Genomic DNA, 19733 nt, shown 5'->3' with positions numbered 1-19733 from the left:
TGGGGGTCTCCCTTCGAGACGGTCGCAGAGCGACCTCCTCAGGGAGGAGGAGGGGCTGGGTCTCCCTTCGAGCCCTCGTCAGGGAGCGTGCTCGCAGCCGTCTCCCAGCGGGTTCCCCGTAGAATCTCGCCCACCATGACCATAGGTCTCTTAGTCCTTGCCCTCCTCCTCACCCTCGGTACCGCCCTCTTCGTCGCGGCAGAGTTTTCGCTCGTCGCCCTCGACCGGCCCACGGTCCAGCGGGCCGTCGACTCCGGCGACCACGGCGCGAAGCCGGTGCTCACCTCCCTTCGAACGCTCTCCACACTGCTGTCGGCCTGCCAGATCGGCATCACGGTCACGACCCTGGCCCTCGGTTTCATCGCCAGCCCGGCGGTCGGTGCGCTCATCCAGCCGGGGCTCGAGGCCCTCGGCCTGCCGGAGCGGGCGGCGTCGTCCACGGCGAGCGGGCTCGCGCTCGTCATCGCCACGGTCTTTTCGATGATCCTCGGCGAGATGGTCCCCAAGACCCTCGCCGTCTCCGAGCCGCTCGGCACGGCGAAGGTCGTCGCCCGCCCCATGCGGATCGTCGGCGTGCTCTTCAAGCCGCTGATCTTCGTCCTCAACGGCAGCGCCAACTGGGTGCTGCACCGCATGGGCGTCGAGCCGCAGGAGGAGCTCTCCGCCGCCCGCAGTCCCGCGGAGCTGGCCTCACTCGTGCGCACCTCTGTCGAGGCGGGCACCCTCGACTCCGGCACCGGCCGGCTCGTCGCCCGCTCCCTCGGCTTCGGCGAGCAGACGGCCGCCGACGTCATGACCCCGCGCAACCGCGCCAGCTCCATCGACCGCACCGCCTCCGCCGAGGACCTCGTCGCCCTCGCGCGTCGTACCGGCCACTCCCGCTTCCCCGTCACCGGGGAGGACTGGGACGACGTCGACGGCGTCGTCCACGTCAAGAAGGCGATCGCCGTGCCCCACGAGCGCCGCGCCGGCGTGCCGGTCTCGGCCCTGATGATCGACCCCGTCGTCGTCCCCGAGACCCTGCGCCTGGACCCGCTGCTCATCCAGCTGCGTGACTCCGGCCTGCAGATGGGTGTCGTCGTCGACGAGTACGGCGGCACCGCAGGTGTCGTCACCCTCGAGGACCTCGTCGAGGAGATCGTCGGCGAGGTCAACGACGAGCACGACCTCGCCCAGACCACCGGACGCGACCTCGGCGACGGGGTGTGGACCGTGCCGGGCCTGTGGCGCCCCGACGAGGTTCGCGACCGCGTCGGCGCCCCCGTGCCCGAGGGTCCGGCCTACGAGACCGTCGGCGGCTGGGTCATGGCCGAGCTCGGCCGCGTCCCCGAGGTGGGCGACGTCATCGAGATCGAGGGCTGGCAGATCACCGTGGCCGACATGGACACCCGCCGTGTCGACCGGCTGCGTTTCGTCGAGCAGGTCGGCGACGACGCCACCGACTCCGACGACACGACGAAGGGGGGTGAGCCGGCATGACGACGATCCTGATCACCGTGGCGCTGCTGCTCGCCAATGCCTTCTTCGTCGGCGCCGAGTTCGCGGCCATGTCCGCGCGGCGCTCACAGCTCGAGCCGCTTGCGGACGCGGGCGACAAGCGGGCCGCGATCGCCGTGGAGGCCTTGCAGCACACGGGGGTCCTGCTGGCGACCTGTCAGCTCGGCATCACCATCTGCTCGGTGCTCCTCGGTGCCATCTCCGAGGCGGCGCTGCACCACGCGCTGCACCCGGTCATGGAGCGCATCGGCGTGCCCGATGCTTTCACCGACGCGACCTCGCTCGTGCTCGCGATCCTCATCGTCGTCTACCTGCACGTCGTCGTCGGCGAGATGGTGCCCAAAAACCTGGCGATCGCCGGCCCCGAGCGCTCCGCGATGCTGCTCGTCCCGCCGCTCATGTGGGTCATGAAGATCGCCAAGCCGGTCATCGTCGTCATGGACTGGGTCTCCAAGGCCTTCGTCCGGGCGATGGGCATCGACCCCAAGGACGAGGTGGGCTCGGCCTTCACCGCCGAGGAGGTCCAACAGATCGTCCACGAGTCGCACCGTGAGGGCCTCGTCGAGTCGGAGAAGTACGGCCTCGTCGGGGCGGCCCTCGAGTTCTCCGACAAGGACGCCGCCGACGTGGGTGTCCCGGTCGCCGAGCTCGTCACCGTGCCGCGTGACGCGACCCCCGACGACATCGAGCGCCTCGTCGCCAAGCACGGCTACTCGCGCTACCCGATGGTGGACGACGCTGGCGAGCTCACCGGCTACCTCCACCTCAAGGACGTGCTCTACGCCGACGACACCGAGCGCAGCGAGCCGGTCCCGCGCAAGCGCCTGCGCCGCATGGCGACCGTCCAGCCGGACGACGAGGTCGAGGACGTGCTCGCCACCATGCAGCGCACCGGCACCCACCTGGCGCGGGTCGTCGACACCGATGGTTCGGTCCGGGGCGTCGTCTTCCTCGAGGACGTCATCGAGGAGCTCGTCGGCGAGGTGACGGACTCCACGCAGCGGGGCTGACCCCCTTCGACCGGGCGGCGACCTCCCTTGATCGGGGGGTCACCGCCCGTCGTCGTCAGGACCGGTCAGCCAAACCGGCTGCCGAGCCCGACCTTGTCGTCGGCGCCGTCCTGCGCCGAGGCCGCGGAGGCCACGGTCGCCTCGACGTGGACGGTGTACTGCTCGCGCACGGCGAAGGCCCCGATGTAGCGCAGGTCGAGCTCGACCGAGCCGCCGGCCGGGACCGGCTGGGTCAGCACGTAGGTGAAGCGGGAGCCCGTGGTGGCCGAGACCCGCGTGACCGTCCACCCGGCGGTGCTCGCCAGCCGCAGCTGGTCACCACCGCTGATCCGAGTGCCGCCCTTGGCGTAGGAGCCCACGGTGAGCGCGAGCGTCCCGGTGACCTGGGCGGCCGGCGAGCCCCCGAGGTTGGTGATGCGCACCCGCGGCGGGAGCGATGCCGAGCCCATCGTCGCGCCCGTCGTGCTGCGGATCGGCGTGCTGTACTGCGGCTGCCAGTCGGCGCCGATCGGCGGGTCGACGAGCTCGATCGACAGCCGCGACGGGCCGACGGTCGAGGCGGTGAGCTGGGGCGCGGCCGAGGCGACGGTGACCGCCGGGGCGGTCCACACGCCTGCGGTGACGACGGCGCGGCGGGAGGGCATGCCCATCAGAAGCGACCTCCTGCGATGAGCCGGTCCATGTTGCGCATGGCCAGCGCCGTGATGGTGACGAAGGGGTTGACCCCCACCTTGCCAGGGATGAGCGAGCCGTCCATGACGAAGAGCCCGGGCACACCCTTGACCTCTCCTCGGGAGTCCGTGGACTCGCCGAGCACCATCCCGCCGAGCGGGTGGTAGGTGAAGTAGTCGGTGAGCCGCTTGCTGCCCTCGAAGAGGTCGGTCCGGTAGTAGCTGCCCGCGGCCGAGTTGATCCTGTCGAAGACCCGCTTGGTCGCGGCGACGCTCGGGGCGTGCTTGGCGGCGTCCCAGTCCAGGGCGAGCCGATCACGAGCGGTGTCCCAGGTGAAGGAGCCGAGGTTGGGGTTGTTGGTGATCGCGAGGTACAGGTTGGAGTAGGTCTCGAAGCCGACCGGCAGGGGAGCCACCTCGGCGAAGACCGAGCTCGCCGAGTCGTCCCACGCCATGACGCCCTGTGCCGGGATGCCGGACTGGTGCGCCCCGCTCTTGGCGTTGCTGCCGAGGAGGTTGGTCGCGAGGCGCGCGAGCATGACATTGCCGTTGGGGCCCCAGGACCTGCCGGTCGTCGCGGGTAGCCCGGGGACCGTCCCCTTCGCCTTGGCCCGCAGGAGCAGCTCGAGCGTGCCGACCGAGCCGGCCGCGAGGACCACCCGGTCGTAGGTCGCGGTCCGGGTCGAGGTGACCGCGCCCTCGAAGGTGATGGTCCGCAGCCCGAGGTCGAAGGCGCCGGCGGAGGTCTGCGTCAGCGAGGTGACCTGCGTGAGCGGTACGAGGCGGACCCGGCCGGTCGCGAGGGCCTCGGCGAGGATCGTCTTGTCGAGCGACCGCTTGCCGTGGTTGTTGCCGTAGATGACCTCGGCGGCCGTGGCGGAGCGCGGGGCCCGCTCGACGGTCTCGCGGCGCAGGTGGTCCCAGTCGTAGACGTTGGGGACCATGACCTGGCTGTAGCCGGCCTTGCGCACGTCGGCGGCCGAGCGGCGCGTGTACTGGTACCAGGGCGAGGTGCCGATGACGTCGACCGGGGGAGCGGTGACCCCGAGGGCCTCCGTCGCCCGCGGGAAGTACGTGCCGTACATCTCGCCGAGCTCGAGGCTCGGCATGACCTGGCCGAGGAAGCTGCGGCGCGGCGTGACGGCCATGCCGCCGTTGACGATCGAGCCACCGCCGACACCGACGCCGCGGTAGACCTTGAAGTCGTCGAAGCGGACCGTGTCGAGGACGCCGGCGCGGGAGTCGATGTCCTTGTTGACCACGTCCATGCCGAAGAACCGCGCGAAGGGGGCATCGGTGCGGGTGCCGAACCACGTGGACCGGCCGGTGGCCGCGTCCATGCGGTCGAAGACCGTCCCGTCGGCCTTGGGCGGCATGGTCGACCAGTCGGCGCCCATCTCGATGAGGTCGACCTGGCGGCCGGCGCGGGCGAGCGCGAGGGCGGCGACGGCGCCGCCGTAGCCGGACCCGATGACGGCGATGCGCGGGCCGGCGGATGCGACGACCGGCGCGCCGCGGAGGGCGGCGCGCCGGCTGGAGGAGGTGCTCATGTCAGACGAGGGTGCTCAGGCGTCCGCCGAGGTACGTGGACTGGAAGGTCGTCGCCTCGACCGTCGACGTGTAGGTGCACGCCTGGATGATCGAGCCGCCGACGATGGGGGTGCTCCACCACTCGAGGGTGTAGGTGATGTCGTACGACTTCAGGTGGTGACTGGCGTTCCAGTCGACGCCCGCACCGGGCGGGTTGTACGCGAAGTCGTCGAAGATGCCGGCGAAGCCCATCGCCACCGGGACCTCCACGCGGTAGCGCGTGTTGGTGTCGCTCGCGACGCGGCCGACGTGCCTGCCGCCCGAGTTGTCGGTGGCCGTGACCGCGGTCGGCTGGAACCGGAAGCCCTGGGCCCCGATCGGGGGATTGAGGTCAGGGCAGATCAGGCCCAGATTGAGCTGGACGCGGGACCCGCCGGTGGCGTTGGGGGCGACGAAGAGATTCCACGTCGGGAGCGACCCCGCTCCCGCGCGCCAACCGGCGGCCGCCGGGCACGCGTCGGGGTTGGTCGATGCGGAGAGGCTCGGCGCGGCAGCGGCGACGGTCACGGCGGGCACGGTCCACGCGGCGCCCTTGGCGAGGGTGCGGCGAGAGATGTCACTCATGGCGGGGGTTGCTCCTGAGGGGCGAAGGAAGGTGGCGGCCGACACGAGTGGCCTCCGTCATGATGACCGTCGTACCGGCTCGACCGCCATCACCTCTCGTGACAGACTTCCGCTCGCGGCCTAGCACGACGTGACATGTGCACGACGGGACATGTGGGCGCGCGGATCCGCTGGCCAGCCGTGGAGAATGAGCTGCATGGCCCTGGAGAGATCGACCAACCAGATCGCGCGGTACCTGCTCGAGGCCAACGAGAGCCAGCTCGGCGCCCTCGCGCCGCTCCTCATGGACCGGGTCGCCGGCGAATTCGGTATGCCGACGCTCCCGCTGGACCACAAGTGGCCGGCCGACATCATCGGCGCGGTCCGGGAGTTCCTCGTGTGCGTGGCGACCAACGACGCAGCCCGGCTGGGGGCGCACGACAGCATCTTCGAGCGCCTCGGTGTCGAGTCCGCCCGTGGCGGCGTCGACCAAGAGCTGCTCGTCGACTCCATCCGGATGGCGGCGCGGCTCGTGCAGCGCGAGACGCACCGGGCCGTGCTGAGGGATACCACGGAGCTCGAGCCCGACCTGGTCCTCGACCTGCTCAGCCGGGTGCTCACGCTCGCGGAGGTCGTCATCACGGCGGCTCGTCGCGGCTACGACATGGCCGGTCTGGCCAGCGCCGACGAGGAGGAGCTGGGGCGTCAGCTCGCCAGCGAGATGGTCGGCAGGGGAGGGGGCGTGGCCGACCTGGCCGTCCGCATCGGCTGGGACCCGGACGCGCTCGTGTGCGCCGTCATCACCTCACCCGCCGACGGGGCGCAGGTGGTGCGGGCGGCGGCCACCCGGCCGGCCTGGTTTGCCCGCACCCGCGACGTCGTCATCGGTCTGCCGGTGGGCGCCGACCAGCTGTCGACCTCCCTTCGGCCCGTCCTCGGCGACGTCGACTGCGTGGTCGGGCCGGCCGTGCCGCTCGCCGACTTTCCCGACTCGCTCGCCATGAGCCAGCGGCTGCTGTCGCTGCGCGGTGCGGTCTCGAGCGGACCCACCTTCGTCGACGACGCCCTGCTGCAGCTCGCCTGCCTGGCGGACCCGATGGTGGTGCGGGCGCTGCGGCGCAAGTACTTCGGTGAGCTCGACCGGCTGCCCGAGGACCAGCGGGCCGTGCTCGTCGAGACCCTCCACCAGTGGCTGCTCCAGTGGGGTCACCGCCCCAGCATCGCCGCCCACCTCGTCGTGCACCCGCAGACCGTCAGTGGGCGACTGCACCGGCTGCGGGACCTGCTCGGCGAAGACCTCGACGACGAGCACGTCCGCGCCGAGCTGCTCGTACTCCTCACGGCCGAAGGGGCCGCCTGATCGGCGACCCCTCCGGGCGACCTCCTGCGGAGGCCGGTCTCTGTCTGCGGGAGAGGTGGTACACCACCGGGAGCGCCACGAGTTCCCTGACGAAGACGCCCCCGGTGCTGATCTGTGGTCGGCGCGGGCGGGCGGGGCGATGTTGAGCCGCGCCGGGTCGTCGATGTCGAAGCTGACGACGTCGGACCCGTCGTGCGGGTTGTCGACCGGGTTGGTCATCGTGAACTGCCAGCTCCACGACGTCGGAGCGGTCGCGGCATTGGGCGTGCCGTAGAACTCCGCGCTGGCGGAGCTCGGCCACATTTCCATAGGGAAATGCGCACCCCAGACCGTATTTCCCTAGGCAAATCACCACCAGACCGGTCATTTGCCTAGGGAAATGCGGATTCTCTGTCGGCCTGCGGGCCCCGACCGCCCGCCGATCGGCGTGGCGTGGGCCACATCGGGAGCGGATACTGGAACATGTTGGAGTTCATCTGACATCAGGAGAGTGAGCATGTCCCGCGCACCGGCCACCGAGGTCAAGCCCAGGGAGGGCTTTTCCTCGCGCAAGGTCTTCATCTTCGCCGCGATCGGATCAGCCGTCGGGCTGGGCAACATCTGGCGCTTCCCCTACGTCGCCTACGAAGGGGGCGGCGGCGCCTTCCTCATTCCCTACCTCGTCGCGCTGCTCCTCGCCGGCATCCCGCTGCTTTACCTCGACTACTCGATCGGCCACCGCTTCCGCGGGTCGGCCCCTTTGTCGTTGCGACGGCTAGGTCGCGGCGCGGAGTGGCTGGGGTGGTGGCAGGTGCTCATCTGCATCGTCATCGCGGTCTACTACGCCGCGATCCTCGCCTGGGCCGGCAAGTACACGGTGCTGTCGTTCACGAAGGGCTGGGGCGAGGACCCCAACAGCTACTTCTTCGGCGACTACCTCAGCGCCGCGGAGACGCCCGGGCCGACCTTCGACTTCGTCCCCGAGATCACGCTGACGATGGTCCTCTTCTGGGTCGTGACGATCGGCGTGCTCGCGATGGGCGTCCAGGCCGGCATCGGGCGCACCGCCGTCATCTTCATCCCGGCGCTGGTCGTCGCCTTCATCGCGCTGGTGGTCATCTCCCTCACCCTCGACGGCGCCGGCAGCGGTCTCAACGCCTTCTTCACCCCCGACTGGGCCGCGCTGAAGGACACCAGCGTGTGGATCTCCGCCGTCGGCCAGATCTTCTTCAGCCTGTCGGTGGGCTTCGGCATCATGATCACCTACGCCAGCTACGTCGGCCGCAAGACCGACATGACGGGGTCGGGGTCTGTCGTGGCCTTCGCCAACTCCGGCTTCGAGCTGCTCGCCGGTATCGGGGTCTTCGCCGCGCTCGGCTTCATGGCCCAGGCCTCCGGCCAGGACATCAGCGAAGTCGTCGCCAGCGGCATCGGCTTGGCCTTCGTCGCCTTCCCCGCGATCATCAACGAGGCGCCGGCCGGGGCTGTCCTGGGCGTGCTCTTCTTCGGCTCGCTCGTCCTCGCCGGCATCACCTCGCTCATCTCGATCCTCGAGGTCGTCATCGGCGCCATCCGCGACAAGGTCGGCATCTCCCGCCGGACGGCGACCTTCGTCGTCGGGGTCCCCATGGCCGTGGCCAGCATCGCGATGTTTTCGACCACGGGTGGGATCTACCTGCTCGACACCCTCGACGCCTTCGTCAACTCCTTCGGCATCCTCGCGGTCGCCACGGTCATGATGCTCGTCGTCTCCGGCGTCCTGGCCAAGCTGCCAGAGCTCGAGGGTCACATGGACCGGGTCAGCTCGATCAGGCTGCGCGGCTGGTGGCGCTGGATCGTCGGCGCGCTGCTGCCGATCGTCCTCGTCGTGATGCTCGTGCGTGAGCTCGAGGCCAAGATCGTCGCCCCCTACGAGGACTACCCGGCGCAGCTGCTCAACGTCTTCGGCTGGGGCATGGCCGCGGCGCTGCCGATCATCGCCATCGTGCTCTCCCTCGTGCCGTGGCGTCGCGGCGTGCTGCTCAGCGCCGACCCGGACGAGATCGAGGCCGCCGAGCGCGCCGAGGACGCCCTGATCGTCGACGGAGGTGACACGGCATGACCACGACAGCGATCGTCATGATGATCGTCGCGATGCTCACCATCTGGGGTGGGCTCGCCGCAGCGATCCTCAACCTCAGCGTCCGCGGCGACTCCGCGGCCGACGAGCCGGGCGACCCCGGGATGCACCGGGACCTGTAGGAGGCCTGGCCACGACGTGCGAAGGGGAGCCCCCGCACGCGAGTACGACGAAGGCCCCCGCTCGGCTGAGCGGGGGCCTTCGATTCGTGCGGCCACGCCGAAGGGCCGCCAGCGAGTGCTGACGGCCCTTCGTGGAAAAACGCGCCCCCGGCAGGATTCGAACCTGCGGCCCCTGGTACCGGAAACCAGTGCTCTATCCCCTGAGCTACGGAGGCGGGGTGGTGCCCGGTGAGGTTAGCACCGGGCTCGCCCGTCCCGAGAATCGACCGCCGCGACGGGCACGACCGCCGCGCACCTAGACTGGCCGACCGTGACCCCCGAAGAGCTTGTTGCAGCGATCCGTGCCGCCCTGACCGCCGCCGTCGAGGCCGGCGAGATGACCGTCGAGGTGCCCGCCGAGATCCGCGTGGAGCGACCGAAGCAAAAGGGCCACGGTGACTGGACGAGCAACATCTCGATGCAGCTGGCCAAGCCGGCCGGCATGAAGCCCCGGGACGTCGCCGCGGTCGTCGCCGCGCGTCTCGGCGCCACCGCAGGCATCGCCGACATCGAGATCGCCGGCCCGGGCTTCCTCAACATCACCCTCGACGCCGCCTCGGCCGGTGAGCTCGCGCGCTCGATCGTCGAGGCCGGTGCCGCCTACGGCCGCAACGAGGCGATGGCCGGCCACACGGTCAACCTCGAGTTCATCTCCGCCAACCCCACCGGTCCGCTGCACATCGGCCACACCCGCTGGGCAGCGCTCGGCGACTCGATCCGCCGCCTGCTCGCGGCCTCCGGAGCGGCCGTCACCTCCGAGTACTACATCAACGACGCCGGCGCCCAGATGGACAACTTCGCCGCCTCCGTCCTGGCCCGGGCGAAGGGGGAACCCACACCCGAGGGCGGGTACCCCGGTGCCTACGTCGACGACCTGGCGGAGACCGCCCTTCGCGCCCGCCCCGACCTGCTCGAGCTGCCGCAGGACGAGGCCCTGGCCGTCGCCCGCCAGCTCGGCTACGAGGCCCAGCTCGCCGACATCCGGTCGACCCTCGACGACTTCGGCGTGCACTTCGACGTGTGGTTCTCCGAAAAGACCCTGCACGACGGGGGAGCGGTCCAGGCCGCCATCGCCCGCCTGCGCGAGCAGGGCCACGTCGACGACCGCGACGGGGCTGTCTGGCTGCGCACCACCGACTTCGGCGACGACAAGGACCGCGTCCTGGTCCGCGCCGACGGCGTGCCCACGTACTTCGCCGCCGACGCCGCGTACTACCTGAGCAAGAAGGACCGCGGCTTCCCCGAGAAGATCTACCTCCTCGGCGCCGACCACCACGGCTACGTCTCCCGGCTCAAGGCCATCGCCGCCTGCGCAGGTGACGACCCGGACACCAACATCGAGATCCGCATCGGTCAGCTCGTCAACCTCAACGGCGCCAAGCTGTCGAAGCGCGCCGGCAACATCATCGAGCTGCGCGACCTCATCTCGTGGATCGGCTCCGACGCCGTGCGCTACTCGCTGGCCCGCTACCCCGCGGACAGCCCGCTCAGCCTCGACGGCGAGGAGCTGCGCAAGCAGACCAACGACAACCCCGTCTTCTACGTGCAGTACGCACACGCGCGCACCTCCAACGTCGCGCGCCTGGCCGCCGAGGACGGCATCGACCGCGCCGACGCCTTCGAGCCGGGGCTGCTCTCGGACCCGACCGAGGCGACCCTGCTCGCCACGCTCGGCGACTTCCCGCGGGTCGTCGCCCACGCTGCCGAGCTGCGTGAGCCGCACCGCGTCGCCCGCTACCTCGAGACCCTGGCCGGGCACTTCCACAAGTGGTACGACACCTGCCGCGTGCGCCCGCGCTCCGACGAGGAGCTCACCGACACGCACCGCACGCGCCTGTGGCTCAACGACGCCACCCGCCAGGTGCTCGCCAACGGCCTCGACCTGCTCGGCGTCTCGGCGCCCGAGCGCATGTGAGGCGACCGTGGCGACCAACATGAGGGCCCACGAGGCCGGCATCCTCCACGCCGACGGCTACGGCGCGGCGCCCCAGTGGCTGCCCTACCCGAGCGACGTCATGGAGCTGCTGCCGCAGCTGTGGCCGAGCAACGTCACCCGTGACGACAGCGGCGTCCTCGCCGTCGGCGGTCTGCGGGTGACCGACATCGCCCGTGACTTCGGCACCGCCGCCTACGTCCTCGACGAGGACGACTTCCGCTCGCGCGCACGGGCCTTCCGCGACGATTTCACCGCTCCCTTCGCCGCGGTGGCCGGTGCCGACGTCTACTACGCCGGCAAGGCCTTCCTCTGCTCCGCCGTCGCCCGGTGGATCATGGAGGAGGGGCTGGGCCTCGACACGTGCAGCGGCGGCGAGCTGGCCGTCGCGCAGCGCGTCGGCTTCCCCGGTGAGCGGATCGCGTTGCACGGCAACAACAAGTCGGTCGCGGAGCTGCGCCAGGCCCTCGCCTACGGCGTCGGGCGCATCGTCGTCGACTCCTTCGACGAGATCGAGCGGGTCGCCTCCGTCGCCGCCGATCTCGGCGTCACCGCCCCGGTCATGGTCCGCGTCACCGTCGGCGTCGAGGCGCACACCCACGAGTTCATCGCCACCGCGCACGAGGACCAGAAGTTCGGCTTCTCCCTCGCCGGTGGGCAGGCCCGCGCCGCGATCGACGCCATCGTGGCGAAGGGGGAGCACCTGCGCCTCCTCGGCCTGCACAGCCACATCGGCAGCCAGATCTTCGACACCTCCGGCTTCGAGATCGCCGCCCGCCGGCTCATCGGGCTGCACACCGAGGTCGCCGACGAGCACGGGATCGCCATGCCCGAGATGGACCTCGGTGGTGGCTACGGCATCGCCTACACCTCCGAGCACGAGCCGCTCACCCCCCGCCCAGCTCGGCACCCAGATGGCCGAGCTCGTCGACCGCGAGCTCAAGGGCTTCCGCGACGGCCACCCCGAGGCGCCGCTGCCGCGCATCTCCATCGAGCCGGGCCGCGCCATCGCCGGGCCGAGCGCCTTCACCCTCTACGAGATCGGCACGGTCAAGGACGTCGAGGTGAGCCACGGCGTCAGCCGCTCCTACGTCTCCGTCGACGGTGGCATGAGCGACAACGTGCGCACCGCGCTCTACGGCGCCGACTACTCGTGCACCCTTGCGGGGCGCCGCTCCACCGCACCCGCTCGACTCGTGCGGGTCGTCGGGCGGCACTGCGAGAGCGGCGACATCGTCGTCATGGACGAGTACCTGCCCGACGACATCACGCCCGGTGACCTCATCGCCGTCCCCGGGACCGGCGCCTACTGCCGCAGCCTGTCCAACCAGTACAACCACACGCCGCGGCCGCCCGTGATCGCGGTGCGAGACGGCGTTGCACGGGTCATCGTGCGACGCGAGACGATCGACGACCTGCTCGCCCTCGACGTGGACGAGCCCAGCCCGCTCCAGGAGGTCCGATGACCACCGCCCCCCGACCAGACCCCCCCTTCGCGTCGCCCTGCTCGGCGGTGGTGTCGTCGGCGGCAGCGTCGCCCGGCTGCTCACCGCGCAGGCCGACGACCTGGCGCAGCGGATCGGTCGACCGCTCGAGATCGTCGGCATCGCCGTGCGGCGGGCCGGCCGTGACCGCTCCGACCTCGGGGTCGACCCGGCGCTCTTCACGACCGACGCGGCCGAGCTCGTCACGCGTGCCGACATCGTCGTCGAGGTGATCGGCGGCATCGAGCCCGCCCGCAGCCTGATCCTCTCGGCGATGGAGCACGGGGCCTCGGTCGTCACGGCCAACAAGGCGCTGCTCGCCGAGGACGGCCCGACGCTGTACGCGGCGGCCAAGCAGCACGGCGTCGACCTCTACTACGAGGCCGCTGTCGCCGGAGCCATCCCGATCCTGCGGCCGATCCGCGACTCGCTCGCCGGCGACTCGATCCGCCGCGTCATCGGGATCGTCAACGGCACGACCAACTTCGTGCTCGACGCCATGGACTCCACGGGTGCCGGCTTCGCCGAGACCGTCGAGCGGGCCCAGGCACTCGGCTACGCCGAGGCCGACCCGACCGCCGACGTCGAGGGCTTCGACGCCGCGGCCAAGGCCGCGATCCTCTCCTCGCTGGCCTTCCACTCGCGGGTCGCGAGCGCCGACGTCCACCGTGAGGGCATTACCGAGGTGAGCGCGCGCGACATCGCCGCCGCGCAGGAGATGGGCTGCACCGTCAAGCTGCTCGCGATCTGCGAGCGGGTGACGGGCCAGGACGGGCGCGAGGGCATCTCCGCGCGCGTCCACCCGGCGCTCATCCCGCTCAGCCACCCCCTGGCCTCCGTGCGCGAGGCGTACAACGCGGTCTTCGTCGAGGCCGAGGGCGCCGGCGAGCTGATGTTCTACGGACAGGGTGCCGGCGGCGACCCGACGGCCAGCGCCGTGCTCGGCGACCTCGTCGCGGTGGCCCGCGCGCGCGTCACCGGCGGCCGCGGTCCGGGAGAGAGCGCCTACGCGGACCTGCCCGTCCTGCCGATGGGCGAGGCGATCACCCGCTACCACGTCAGCCTCGACGTCGCCGACCGCTCGGGCGTGCTCGCGAGCGTCGCCTCGGTCTTCGCCGAGCACGACGTCTCCATCGAGACCGTGCGCCAGCAGGTCGTCACCGACGACGACGGCTCGGCGCGGGCGATCCTCGTCATCGTCACCCACGCGGCGACCGATGCCGCGCTCTCCGCGACCGTCAACGAGCTCGACGGGCTCGACACGGTCAACGAGGTCACCTCCGTCATGCGTGTTGAAGGGAACTGACATGGCCCACCAGTGGCGCGGCGTCATCACCGAGTACGCCGACCGGCTGCCCATGCTGGCCGGCGCCCCGACCGTCACCCTGCGCGAAGGGGGGACCCCCCTCATCCCCGCCGAGCACCTCAGCGAGCTCGTCGGCGCGCAGGTGCACGTCAAGTACGAGGGCCTCAACCCCACCGGCTCCTTCAAGGACCGCGGCATGACCGCCGCGATGTCGATGGCGGCGGCGAAGGGGGCCAAGGCCGTCATCTGCGCGTCCACCGGCAACACCTCGGCCTCCGCGGCCGCCTACGCGACGAAGGCCGGCATGACCTGTGCCGTCCTCGTCCCCGAGGGCAAGATCGCGATGGGCAAGCTGTCGCAGGCCATCGCCCACGGCGCGACCCTGCTGCAGGTCGACGGCAACTTCGACCACTGCCTCGACGTCGCCCGCAAGCTCGCCGAGTCGTACCCGGTCGAGCTGGTCAACTCGGTCAACCCGGCCCGCATCGAGGGGCAGAAGACGGCCTCCTTCGAGATCGTCGACGCGCTCGGCGACGCCCCCGACATCCACTGCCTGCCGGTCGGCAACGCCGGCAACATCACCGCCTACTGGCGCGGCTACCGCGAGTACGCCACCGAGACCGAAGGGGTCTCCGGCACCCTCGCGCCGGTGGCCACCCGCACGCCGCAGATGTGGGGCTTCCAGGCCGCCGGCTCGGCGCCCATCGTCCTCGGGCACCCGGTCGACGAGCCCGACACGATCGCCACGGCGATCCGCATCGGCAACCCCGCGTCGTGGCAGCAGGCCGAGGCCGCGCGCGACGACTCCGGCGGTCGCATCGAGGCCGTCACGGACGAGGAGATCCTCCAGGCGCACCGGCTGCTGTCCTCGCGCGAGGGCATCTTCGTCGAGCCCGCCTCGGCGGCCTCCGTCGCCGGCCTGCTCAAGGCCTCCGCGGCCGGGCAGGTCCCCGCCGGCGCGACGATCGTCTGCACCGTGACCGGTCACGGGCTCAAGGACCCGCAGTGGGCGCTGAAGAATGCCGACGGCAGCGACATCGCCCCGGTGAGCGTGCCGGCCGAGGCCTACGCGATCGCCCGCGAGCTCGGCCTGCAGGACTGAGCGTGACGATCCCCGCCGGGACGTCGGTCACCCTGCGGGTGCCCGCGTCCAGTGCCAACCTCGGGCCCGGTTTCGACTGCGTCGGGCTGGCGCTCGGCGTCTGGGACGAGTGCACCGTCACGGTCACGGCCGAGCCCGGTCTGGTCATCGAGGTCGAGGGGTCCGGGGCCGACAGCGTGCCCCGCGACGAGAGCCACCTCGTCGTGCGCACGATGATCACCGCCTGGCAGCACCTCGACGTGCCCCCGCCGGCCGGGCTGCGCCTGCGCGCGACCAATGCGGTGCCCCACGGCCGGGGGATGGGTTCGTCGGCGACGGCCATCGTCGGCGGTGTCGCCGCGGCCCACGCGCTCGCCGTCCGCGGTGGTGCCCTCGCCGGGACCGAGCTCGACCTCGACGTCGTCAACGGCATCGCCAGTGCCCTCGAAGGGCACCCGGACAACGCGTCGGCGAGCGTCTACGGCGGGGCGACGCTCTCCGTCACCGACCCCGGCGAACCGCTGCCGCGGACCCGGAGCGTCCCCCTTCGTCTGCACCCGCAGATCGAGGCCGTCGTCCTCGTGCCGGAGACGACGCTGAGCACGCACACCGCCCGGACGGTGCTGCCCGAGGTCGTGCCGCTGGCCACCGCCGCGGCCAACTCGGCCCGCACGGGGCTGCTCGTGCACGCCCTCACCGCGGCGCCGGAGCTGCTCGTCGAGGCGACCCACGACCTGCTGCACCAGGAGCCCCGCCGCCCGAGCTACCCGCAGAGCATGGCGCTCGTCGACACACTGCGGGGGGCCGGTCTCGCCGCGACGATCTCCGGCGCCGGCCCGTCCGTGCTCGTGCTGACGTCCGCCGACCGGGTCGCCGAGGTGGCCCCGCTCGTGCCCGCCGGCTGGCGGGTGCTCACCCCCGGCGTCCCCACCCACGGCGTCCACCTCGTCTGACCCCCCCCCTTCCGCATCTCCCTAGGGAAATCACCACGGAAGCCGGCATTTCCCTAGGGAAATGCGCAGGGAGGCCCGCATTTGCCTAGGGAAATGCGCAGGGAGGTCCGTATTTGCCTAGGGAAATACGCAGGGGTGGAGGCGGGCGGTGGTCGGCGCCATCCCGGGCACGTGCGCGCAGGGGGTGACGTGGGCCGGGTGTGCGGGTGACAGCGGGTGCAGTGATACATTGGCCGTGCTCCTTCGAGGTCCGGTGCCCTGACATCCCAGTCGGGGGCACATGAGGTCCCGGAGCTTCCCCCACGTGAGTGCCATCGGCCTCCGGGTCAGGCGCGCAGCCGTGGGGATCTCACCAACATTCCCGCTCTTGACGGGACTCATCAGGCCTGCCCTGCGCGGCGGGCCCTACGAGGGAAAGGGTCCTTCGTGACCGACACCAGCACTGGCGACACCACCGCTCCCGCGACCGCGGAGCAGCCTCGCCGATCCGGCGCGCTCAGCGCGATGCGCCTGGCCCAGCTGCAGCAGCTCGCCTCGAGCATGGGGATCACGGGCACCGCCAAGATGCGCAAGAGCGACCTCGTCGCCGCCATCCGCGCCCAGCAGTCCGGCTCCTCCGCCGAGCAGCCCGCCAAGGCTCCCCGTCGCGCCTCCCGCGCGGCGTCCGCGCCGGAGCAGGCCCCCGCCGCCGACGTGGCGCCGGCCGCCCAGAGCGCCGAGAGCACCGACAAGGGCTCGGACACGGGTGCCGACAAGGGCGCCGCGGCCCAGGCCGAGGCCCCGAGCGCCGAGCGCACCGACTCCGGTCGTGAGCAGGGTCAGCGTGAGCAGGGGCGGGGCCGCGGCAACGACCGCAACCAGGGGGGCAACCGCGAGGCCAACGGTGGCGAGCGCAACCAGGGCAACGACCAGGGTGGCAACAACCAGGGCGGCCGCAACGACCGCAACCAGGGCAACAGCCGCGGCAACGACAACCAGGGTGGCAACCGCGACAACAACCGCGGCGGCGACAACCAGGGCGGTCGCAACAACGACCGCAACGACCGCGACAACAACCGCGGCAACGACAACCGTGGGGGCGGCAACGACAACCGCAACCAGGGTGACGACGAGCGCGGCGGCCGGCGCAGCCGCAACCGCAACCGCAACCGCAACCGTGACAAGCGGCGCGGCGGCGGTCAGCAGTTCGACGACACCGAGCCGCAGATCCACGAGGACGACGTGCTCGTCCCCGTCGCGGGCATCCTCGACGTCCTCGACAACTACGCCTTCATCCGCACCTCGGGTTACCTGCCCGGACCCAACGACATCTACGTGCCGCTCGGTGTCGTCAAGCGCAACGGCCTGCGCAAGGGTGACGCCGTCACCGGTCAGGTCAAGGCCGCCCGCGAGGGCGAGGAGCCGCAGCAGCAGACGATCAACACCAAGGGCAACCGCGGCAAGTACAACCCGCTCGCGAAGCTCGAGACCGTCAACGGCATGACCCCCGACGACGCCAAGCGTCGAGCGGACTTCGGCAAGCTGACGCCGCTCTACCCGCAGGACCGCCTGCGTCTGGAGACCGAGTCCAACATCCTGACGACCCGGATCATCGACCTCGTCGCCCCGATCGGCAAGGGCCAGCGTGGCCTCATCGTCGCCCCGGCCAAGGCCGGCAAGACGATGGTCATGCAGTCGATCGCCAACGCGATCACCACCAACAACCCCGAGTGCCACCTCATGGTCGTCCTCGTCGACGAGCGCCCCGAAGAGGTCACCGACATGCGGCGCGCGGTCAAGGGCGAGGTCATCTCCTCGACCTTCGACCGCCCGGCCGACGACCACACGACGGTCGCCGAGCTGGCCATCGAGCGGGCCAAGCGTCTCGTCGAGATGGGCCACGACGTCGTCGTGCTCCTCGACTCGATCACCAAGCTGGGCCGCGCCTACAACCTCGCCGCCCCGGCGAGCGGGCGCATCCTCTCCGGCGGTGTCGACTCCGCGGCGCTCTACCCGCCGAAGAAGTTCTTCGGTGCCGCCCGCAACATCGAGAACGGCGGCTCGCTGACCATCCTCGCCACCGCGCTCGTCGAGACCGGCTCGCGCATGGACGAGGTGATCTTCGAGGAGTTCAAGGGCACGGGCAACATGGAGCTCAAGCTCGACCGTGGCCTGGCCAACCGCCGCATCTTCCCGGCCGTGGACGTCAACGGCTCCGGCACCCGCCGCGAGGAGATCCTCCTCGCGCCGGAGGAGCTGAAGATCATGTGGAAGCTGCGCCGCGTGCTCGCCGCCCTCGACACCCAGCAGGGCGTCGAGCTGCTCCTCGACCGGCTGCGCAAGACCAAGACGAACTACGAGTTCCTCATGCAGGTCCAGCAGACCAGCTCGATCAAGCTCGGCGACGAGGACGAGACGGCCTGACCGTCCGCCCGCACCATCGAAGGGGGTCGACCGCACCGCGTGCGGTCGACCCCCTTCGACCGTGCGCCCGTGGAGGACGACGAAGGGAGGCCTGTCCGGTGAGACGGCCGGGTTCCGAGGCTCTCCCCGAGCGCGTCGTCGAGCAGCTGTGCCCGGTCGCGCAGGCGGCCGGGGTGGACCTCACCATCGAGCGTGGAGACGAGCCCGTCCCCGTCCACGGCGATGCCCAGCAGATCGAGAGGGCAGTGACCAATGTCGTGAGCAATGCCGTGAAGTTCACGCCCGCCGGTGGCACGGTCGCGGTGACGACCGACCGTCATGGTGACGTCGTGCGCATCACCTGTCGCGACTCGGGCATGGGGATCCCCGAGGCCGAGCGACAACGGCTCTTCACCCGGTTCTTCCGGGCGAGTGATGCCCAGGCCGGCCAGATCCAGGGCACGGGGCTGGGCCTGGTCATCGTCCGGACCATCGCGGAGGTGCACGGCGGCACGGTGGACCTCGAGTCGGTCGAGGGCGAGGGGACCACGGTGACGATCACCCTGCCCATCGCCCCCTGAGCATCACCCGGGCGCGGCCGGCCGGTCAGGCGTCGGGTGCCGCCGTCGACCGCTCCAGCCGCAGCCGCATCTCGGGGAAGGTCGAGTCGACGAAGCCGTAGTCGGCGTAGATGTCCCGCCCGGCCTCGGTCGCGTTGAGCGTCACGACCTCGACCTCGGTCTCCTCCTCGAACCACTCGAGCAGCGCGGCGACGACCGCGTGGGTGAAGCCGAGCCGGCGGTGCCGGGGGAAGGTCGCGATGTTGGTGATGAGCCCGCCCTCGCCGGCCCGCGTGGGGGAGGGCATGAGGTCGAGGACCTGGCCGATCGCGCACGAGACGACCGTGCCGTTGGCCTCCGCGACGACGACGTGGGTGTGCTCGTCGGCCAGGTGCGCCTGCAGCCAGCGCGAGGCGTCCTCCTGCCAGGTCGGGTCGGAGATCTGCTCGGCGGGCGTGCCCATCGCCTCGAACATCAGCGCCCGCAGGGCGACGATCGTCGCGCCGTCGCTCGGCACGGCGGGGCGGATGACCGAGCCCTCCACGGGGCCGGGGACCGGCTCCCTTCGTCGCTCGCGGGAGGTGCGCCGGGGTAGGCGGGGGCGGGGAGGAGCCATGGGCCCATCCTGCCGCAGTCGCCTGCGGCGGACCGGGGAACAACGCCGGCCGATCGTGTGTTTGGAACCCCTGTGCGCGTCATGGCACAATTCATGGTTGGTCCGGTTCACGGCACGCGGCGCAGACGTCCGCAGCTGTCGGCCCATTCCGGCGCAGCGCCGACCCGGACACACTCACGACCCGAGGAGCACCACGTGAAGAAGGACATCCACCCCACCTACGAGGCGACGACCGTCTCGTGCACCTGCGGCAACACCTTCACCACCCGCAGCACCAAGCCGGACCACCAGATCCGCGCCGAGGTCTGCAGCCAGTGCCACCCGTTCTACACGGGCAAGCAGAAGATCATGGACACCGGTGGTCGCGTGGCCCGCTTCCAGAAGCGCTACGGCCAGAAGACCGAGGCCAAGTAGTCACCTCGATGCGCCGGTCAGCCCCTCGGGCTGGCCGGCGCACTCGGTCGTCTCCAGCCACCGCCGCCCCCACC

At 71.1% G+C, this 19733-nt stretch carries 16 protein-coding genes, 1 tRNA gene and 1 pseudogene; 13 read left to right on the top strand and 5 right to left on the bottom strand.

Annotated features, from left to right (window positions below):
* The first annotated feature begins 135 nt into the window (after nt 1-135).
* Nucleotides 136-1479 carry a hemolysin family protein gene (locus B277_RS09975; protein ID WP_007927829.1) on the top strand — a complete coding sequence of 448 codons (1344 nt, stop codon included), beginning with the start codon at nt 136-138 and terminating at the stop codon, nt 1477-1479.
* Nucleotides 1476-2507 (top strand): hemolysin family protein, encoded by a 1032-nt coding sequence (locus B277_RS09970; protein ID WP_007927828.1) that lies wholly within the window; start codon nt 1476-1478, stop codon nt 2505-2507. The genes B277_RS09975 and B277_RS09970 overlap by 4 nt, the downstream gene beginning before the upstream one ends.
* 65 nt (nt 2508-2572) lie before the next feature.
* On the opposite strand, the gene B277_RS09965 is transcribed toward B277_RS09970, so the two are convergent.
* The 3 genes from B277_RS09965 to B277_RS09955 are packed head-to-tail and all read right to left on the bottom strand — an operon-like array spanning nt 2573 to nt 5332.
* Nucleotides 2573-3157, bottom strand: a complete 585-nt coding sequence (locus B277_RS09965) for a hypothetical protein (protein ID WP_007927827.1) — start codon at nt 3155-3157, stop codon at nt 2573-2575.
* Nucleotides 3157-4728, bottom strand: coding sequence for a GMC oxidoreductase (locus B277_RS09960; RefSeq protein ID WP_007927826.1), 1572 nt, complete (start codon nt 4726-4728; stop codon nt 3157-3159). The genes B277_RS09965 and B277_RS09960 overlap by 1 nt, the downstream gene beginning before the upstream one ends.
* A gap of 1 nt (nt 4729) precedes the next feature.
* Nucleotides 4730-5332, bottom strand: a complete 603-nt coding sequence (locus B277_RS09955) for a hypothetical protein (protein ID WP_007927815.1) — start codon at nt 5330-5332, stop codon at nt 4730-4732.
* 196 nt (nt 5333-5528) lie between these two features.
* Between B277_RS09955 and B277_RS09950 the strand changes: the two genes are divergently transcribed.
* The 3 genes from B277_RS09950 (at nt 5529) to B277_RS16885 (ending at nt 8891) form a co-directional block, all read left to right on the top strand.
* Nucleotides 5529-6671 (top strand): helix-turn-helix domain-containing protein, encoded by a 1143-nt coding sequence (locus tag B277_RS09950; protein WP_007927800.1) that lies wholly within the window; start codon nt 5529-5531, stop codon nt 6669-6671.
* 496 nt (nt 6672-7167) lie between these two features.
* Nucleotides 7168-8751 (top strand): sodium-dependent transporter, encoded by a 1584-nt coding sequence (locus B277_RS09940; protein WP_007927796.1) that lies wholly within the window; start codon nt 7168-7170, stop codon nt 8749-8751.
* Nucleotides 8748-8891 (top strand): methionine/alanine import family NSS transporter small subunit, encoded by a 144-nt coding sequence (locus tag B277_RS16885; RefSeq protein ID WP_083853725.1) that lies wholly within the window; start codon nt 8748-8750, stop codon nt 8889-8891. Before B277_RS09940 ends, B277_RS16885 begins: the two co-directional genes overlap by 4 nt.
* 142 nt (nt 8892-9033) lie before the next feature.
* Here B277_RS16885 and B277_RS09935 read toward each other — a convergent pair.
* A tRNA-Arg gene (locus B277_RS09935) sits at nt 9034-9106 on the bottom strand.
* A 95-nt stretch (nt 9107-9201) separates the two neighbouring features.
* Here B277_RS09935 and argS point away from each other — a divergent pair.
* The 7 genes and pseudogenes from argS to B277_RS09900 all read left to right on the top strand — a co-directional run bounded on the left by argS (nt 9202) and on the right by B277_RS09900 (nt 18650).
* Nucleotides 9202-10845, top strand: a complete 1644-nt coding sequence (gene argS, locus B277_RS09930; RefSeq protein ID WP_007927794.1) for an arginine--tRNA ligase — start codon at nt 9202-9204, stop codon at nt 10843-10845.
* Between the two features lie 19 nt (nt 10846-10864).
* A pseudogene (lysA, locus tag B277_RS09925) lies at nt 10865-12329 on the top strand (diaminopimelate decarboxylase).
* Nucleotides 12241-13653, top strand: a complete 1413-nt coding sequence (locus B277_RS09920; RefSeq protein WP_083853724.1) for a homoserine dehydrogenase — start codon at nt 12241-12243, stop codon at nt 13651-13653. Before lysA ends, B277_RS09920 begins: the two are co-directional and overlap by 89 nt.
* Nucleotide 13654: 1 nt before the next feature.
* On the top strand, nt 13655-14755 hold the full coding sequence (gene thrC, locus B277_RS09915; RefSeq protein WP_007927789.1) for a threonine synthase: 1101 nt from the start codon (nt 13655-13657) through the stop codon (nt 14753-14755).
* Between the two features lie 2 nt (nt 14756-14757).
* A complete protein-coding gene (gene thrB, locus B277_RS09910) occupies nt 14758-15687 on the top strand; it encodes a homoserine kinase (protein WP_007927787.1) in 930 nt (309 codons plus the stop codon).
* Between the two features lie 426 nt (nt 15688-16113).
* Nucleotides 16114-18090: a transcription termination factor Rho gene (gene rho, locus B277_RS09905; protein ID WP_007927785.1), complete on the top strand. Its 1977-nt coding sequence runs from the start codon at nt 16114-16116 to the stop codon at nt 18088-18090.
* 98 nt (nt 18091-18188) lie between these two features.
* A complete protein-coding gene (locus B277_RS09900; protein ID WP_007927783.1) occupies nt 18189-18650 on the top strand; it encodes a sensor histidine kinase in 462 nt (153 codons plus the stop codon).
* A gap of 25 nt (nt 18651-18675) precedes the next feature.
* Here the strand turns inward: B277_RS09900 and B277_RS09895 are convergent, their stop codons facing one another.
* On the bottom strand, nt 18676-19245 hold the full coding sequence (locus B277_RS09895) for a GNAT family N-acetyltransferase (RefSeq protein ID WP_157986911.1): 570 nt from the start codon (nt 19243-19245) through the stop codon (nt 18676-18678).
* 195 nt (nt 19246-19440) lie between these two features.
* Here B277_RS09895 and rpmE point away from each other — a divergent pair, with 195 nt between their 5' ends.
* The gene (rpmE, locus tag B277_RS09890) at nt 19441-19659 is read left to right on the top strand and encodes a 50S ribosomal protein L31 (RefSeq protein ID WP_007927779.1); all 219 of its coding nucleotides are present in this window, start codon (nt 19441-19443) and stop codon (nt 19657-19659) included.
* The last annotated feature ends 74 nt before the right edge of the window (nt 19660-19733 follow it).

The organism is Janibacter hoylei PVAS-1, from assembly GCF_000297495.1.
Lineage (GTDB): Bacteria > Actinomycetota > Actinomycetes > Actinomycetales > Dermatophilaceae > Janibacter > Janibacter hoylei.
The sequence above is the reverse complement of the archived record's forward strand: the minus strand, read 5'-3'. Positions and strand labels throughout refer to the sequence as shown.

Coding starts and splice junctions, on each gene's coding strand:
- B277_RS09975 (WP_007927829.1), top strand. CDS start 136: ATGACCATAGGTCTCTTAGTCCTTGCCCTCCTCCTCACCCTCGGTACC.
- B277_RS09970 (WP_007927828.1), top strand. CDS start 1,476: ATGACGACGATCCTGATCACCGTGGCGCTGCTGCTCGCCAATGCCTTC.
- B277_RS09965 (WP_007927827.1), bottom strand. CDS start 3,157: ATGGGCATGCCCTCCCGCCGCGCCGTCGTCACCGCAGGCGTGTGGACC.
- B277_RS09960 (WP_007927826.1), bottom strand. CDS start 4,728: ATGAGCACCTCCTCCAGCCGGCGCGCCGCCCTCCGCGGCGCGCCGGTC.
- B277_RS09955 (WP_007927815.1), bottom strand. CDS start 5,332: ATGAGTGACATCTCTCGCCGCACCCTCGCCAAGGGCGCCGCGTGGACC.
- B277_RS09950 (WP_007927800.1), top strand. CDS start 5,529: ATGGCCCTGGAGAGATCGACCAACCAGATCGCGCGGTACCTGCTCGAG.
- B277_RS09940 (WP_007927796.1), top strand. CDS start 7,168: ATGTCCCGCGCACCGGCCACCGAGGTCAAGCCCAGGGAGGGCTTTTCC.
- B277_RS16885 (WP_083853725.1), top strand. CDS start 8,748: ATGACCACGACAGCGATCGTCATGATGATCGTCGCGATGCTCACCATC.
- thrC (WP_007927789.1), top strand. CDS start 13,655: ATGGCCCACCAGTGGCGCGGCGTCATCACCGAGTACGCCGACCGGCTG.
- B277_RS09895 (WP_157986911.1), bottom strand. CDS start 19,245: ATGGCTCCTCCCCGCCCCCGCCTACCCCGGCGCACCTCCCGCGAGCGA.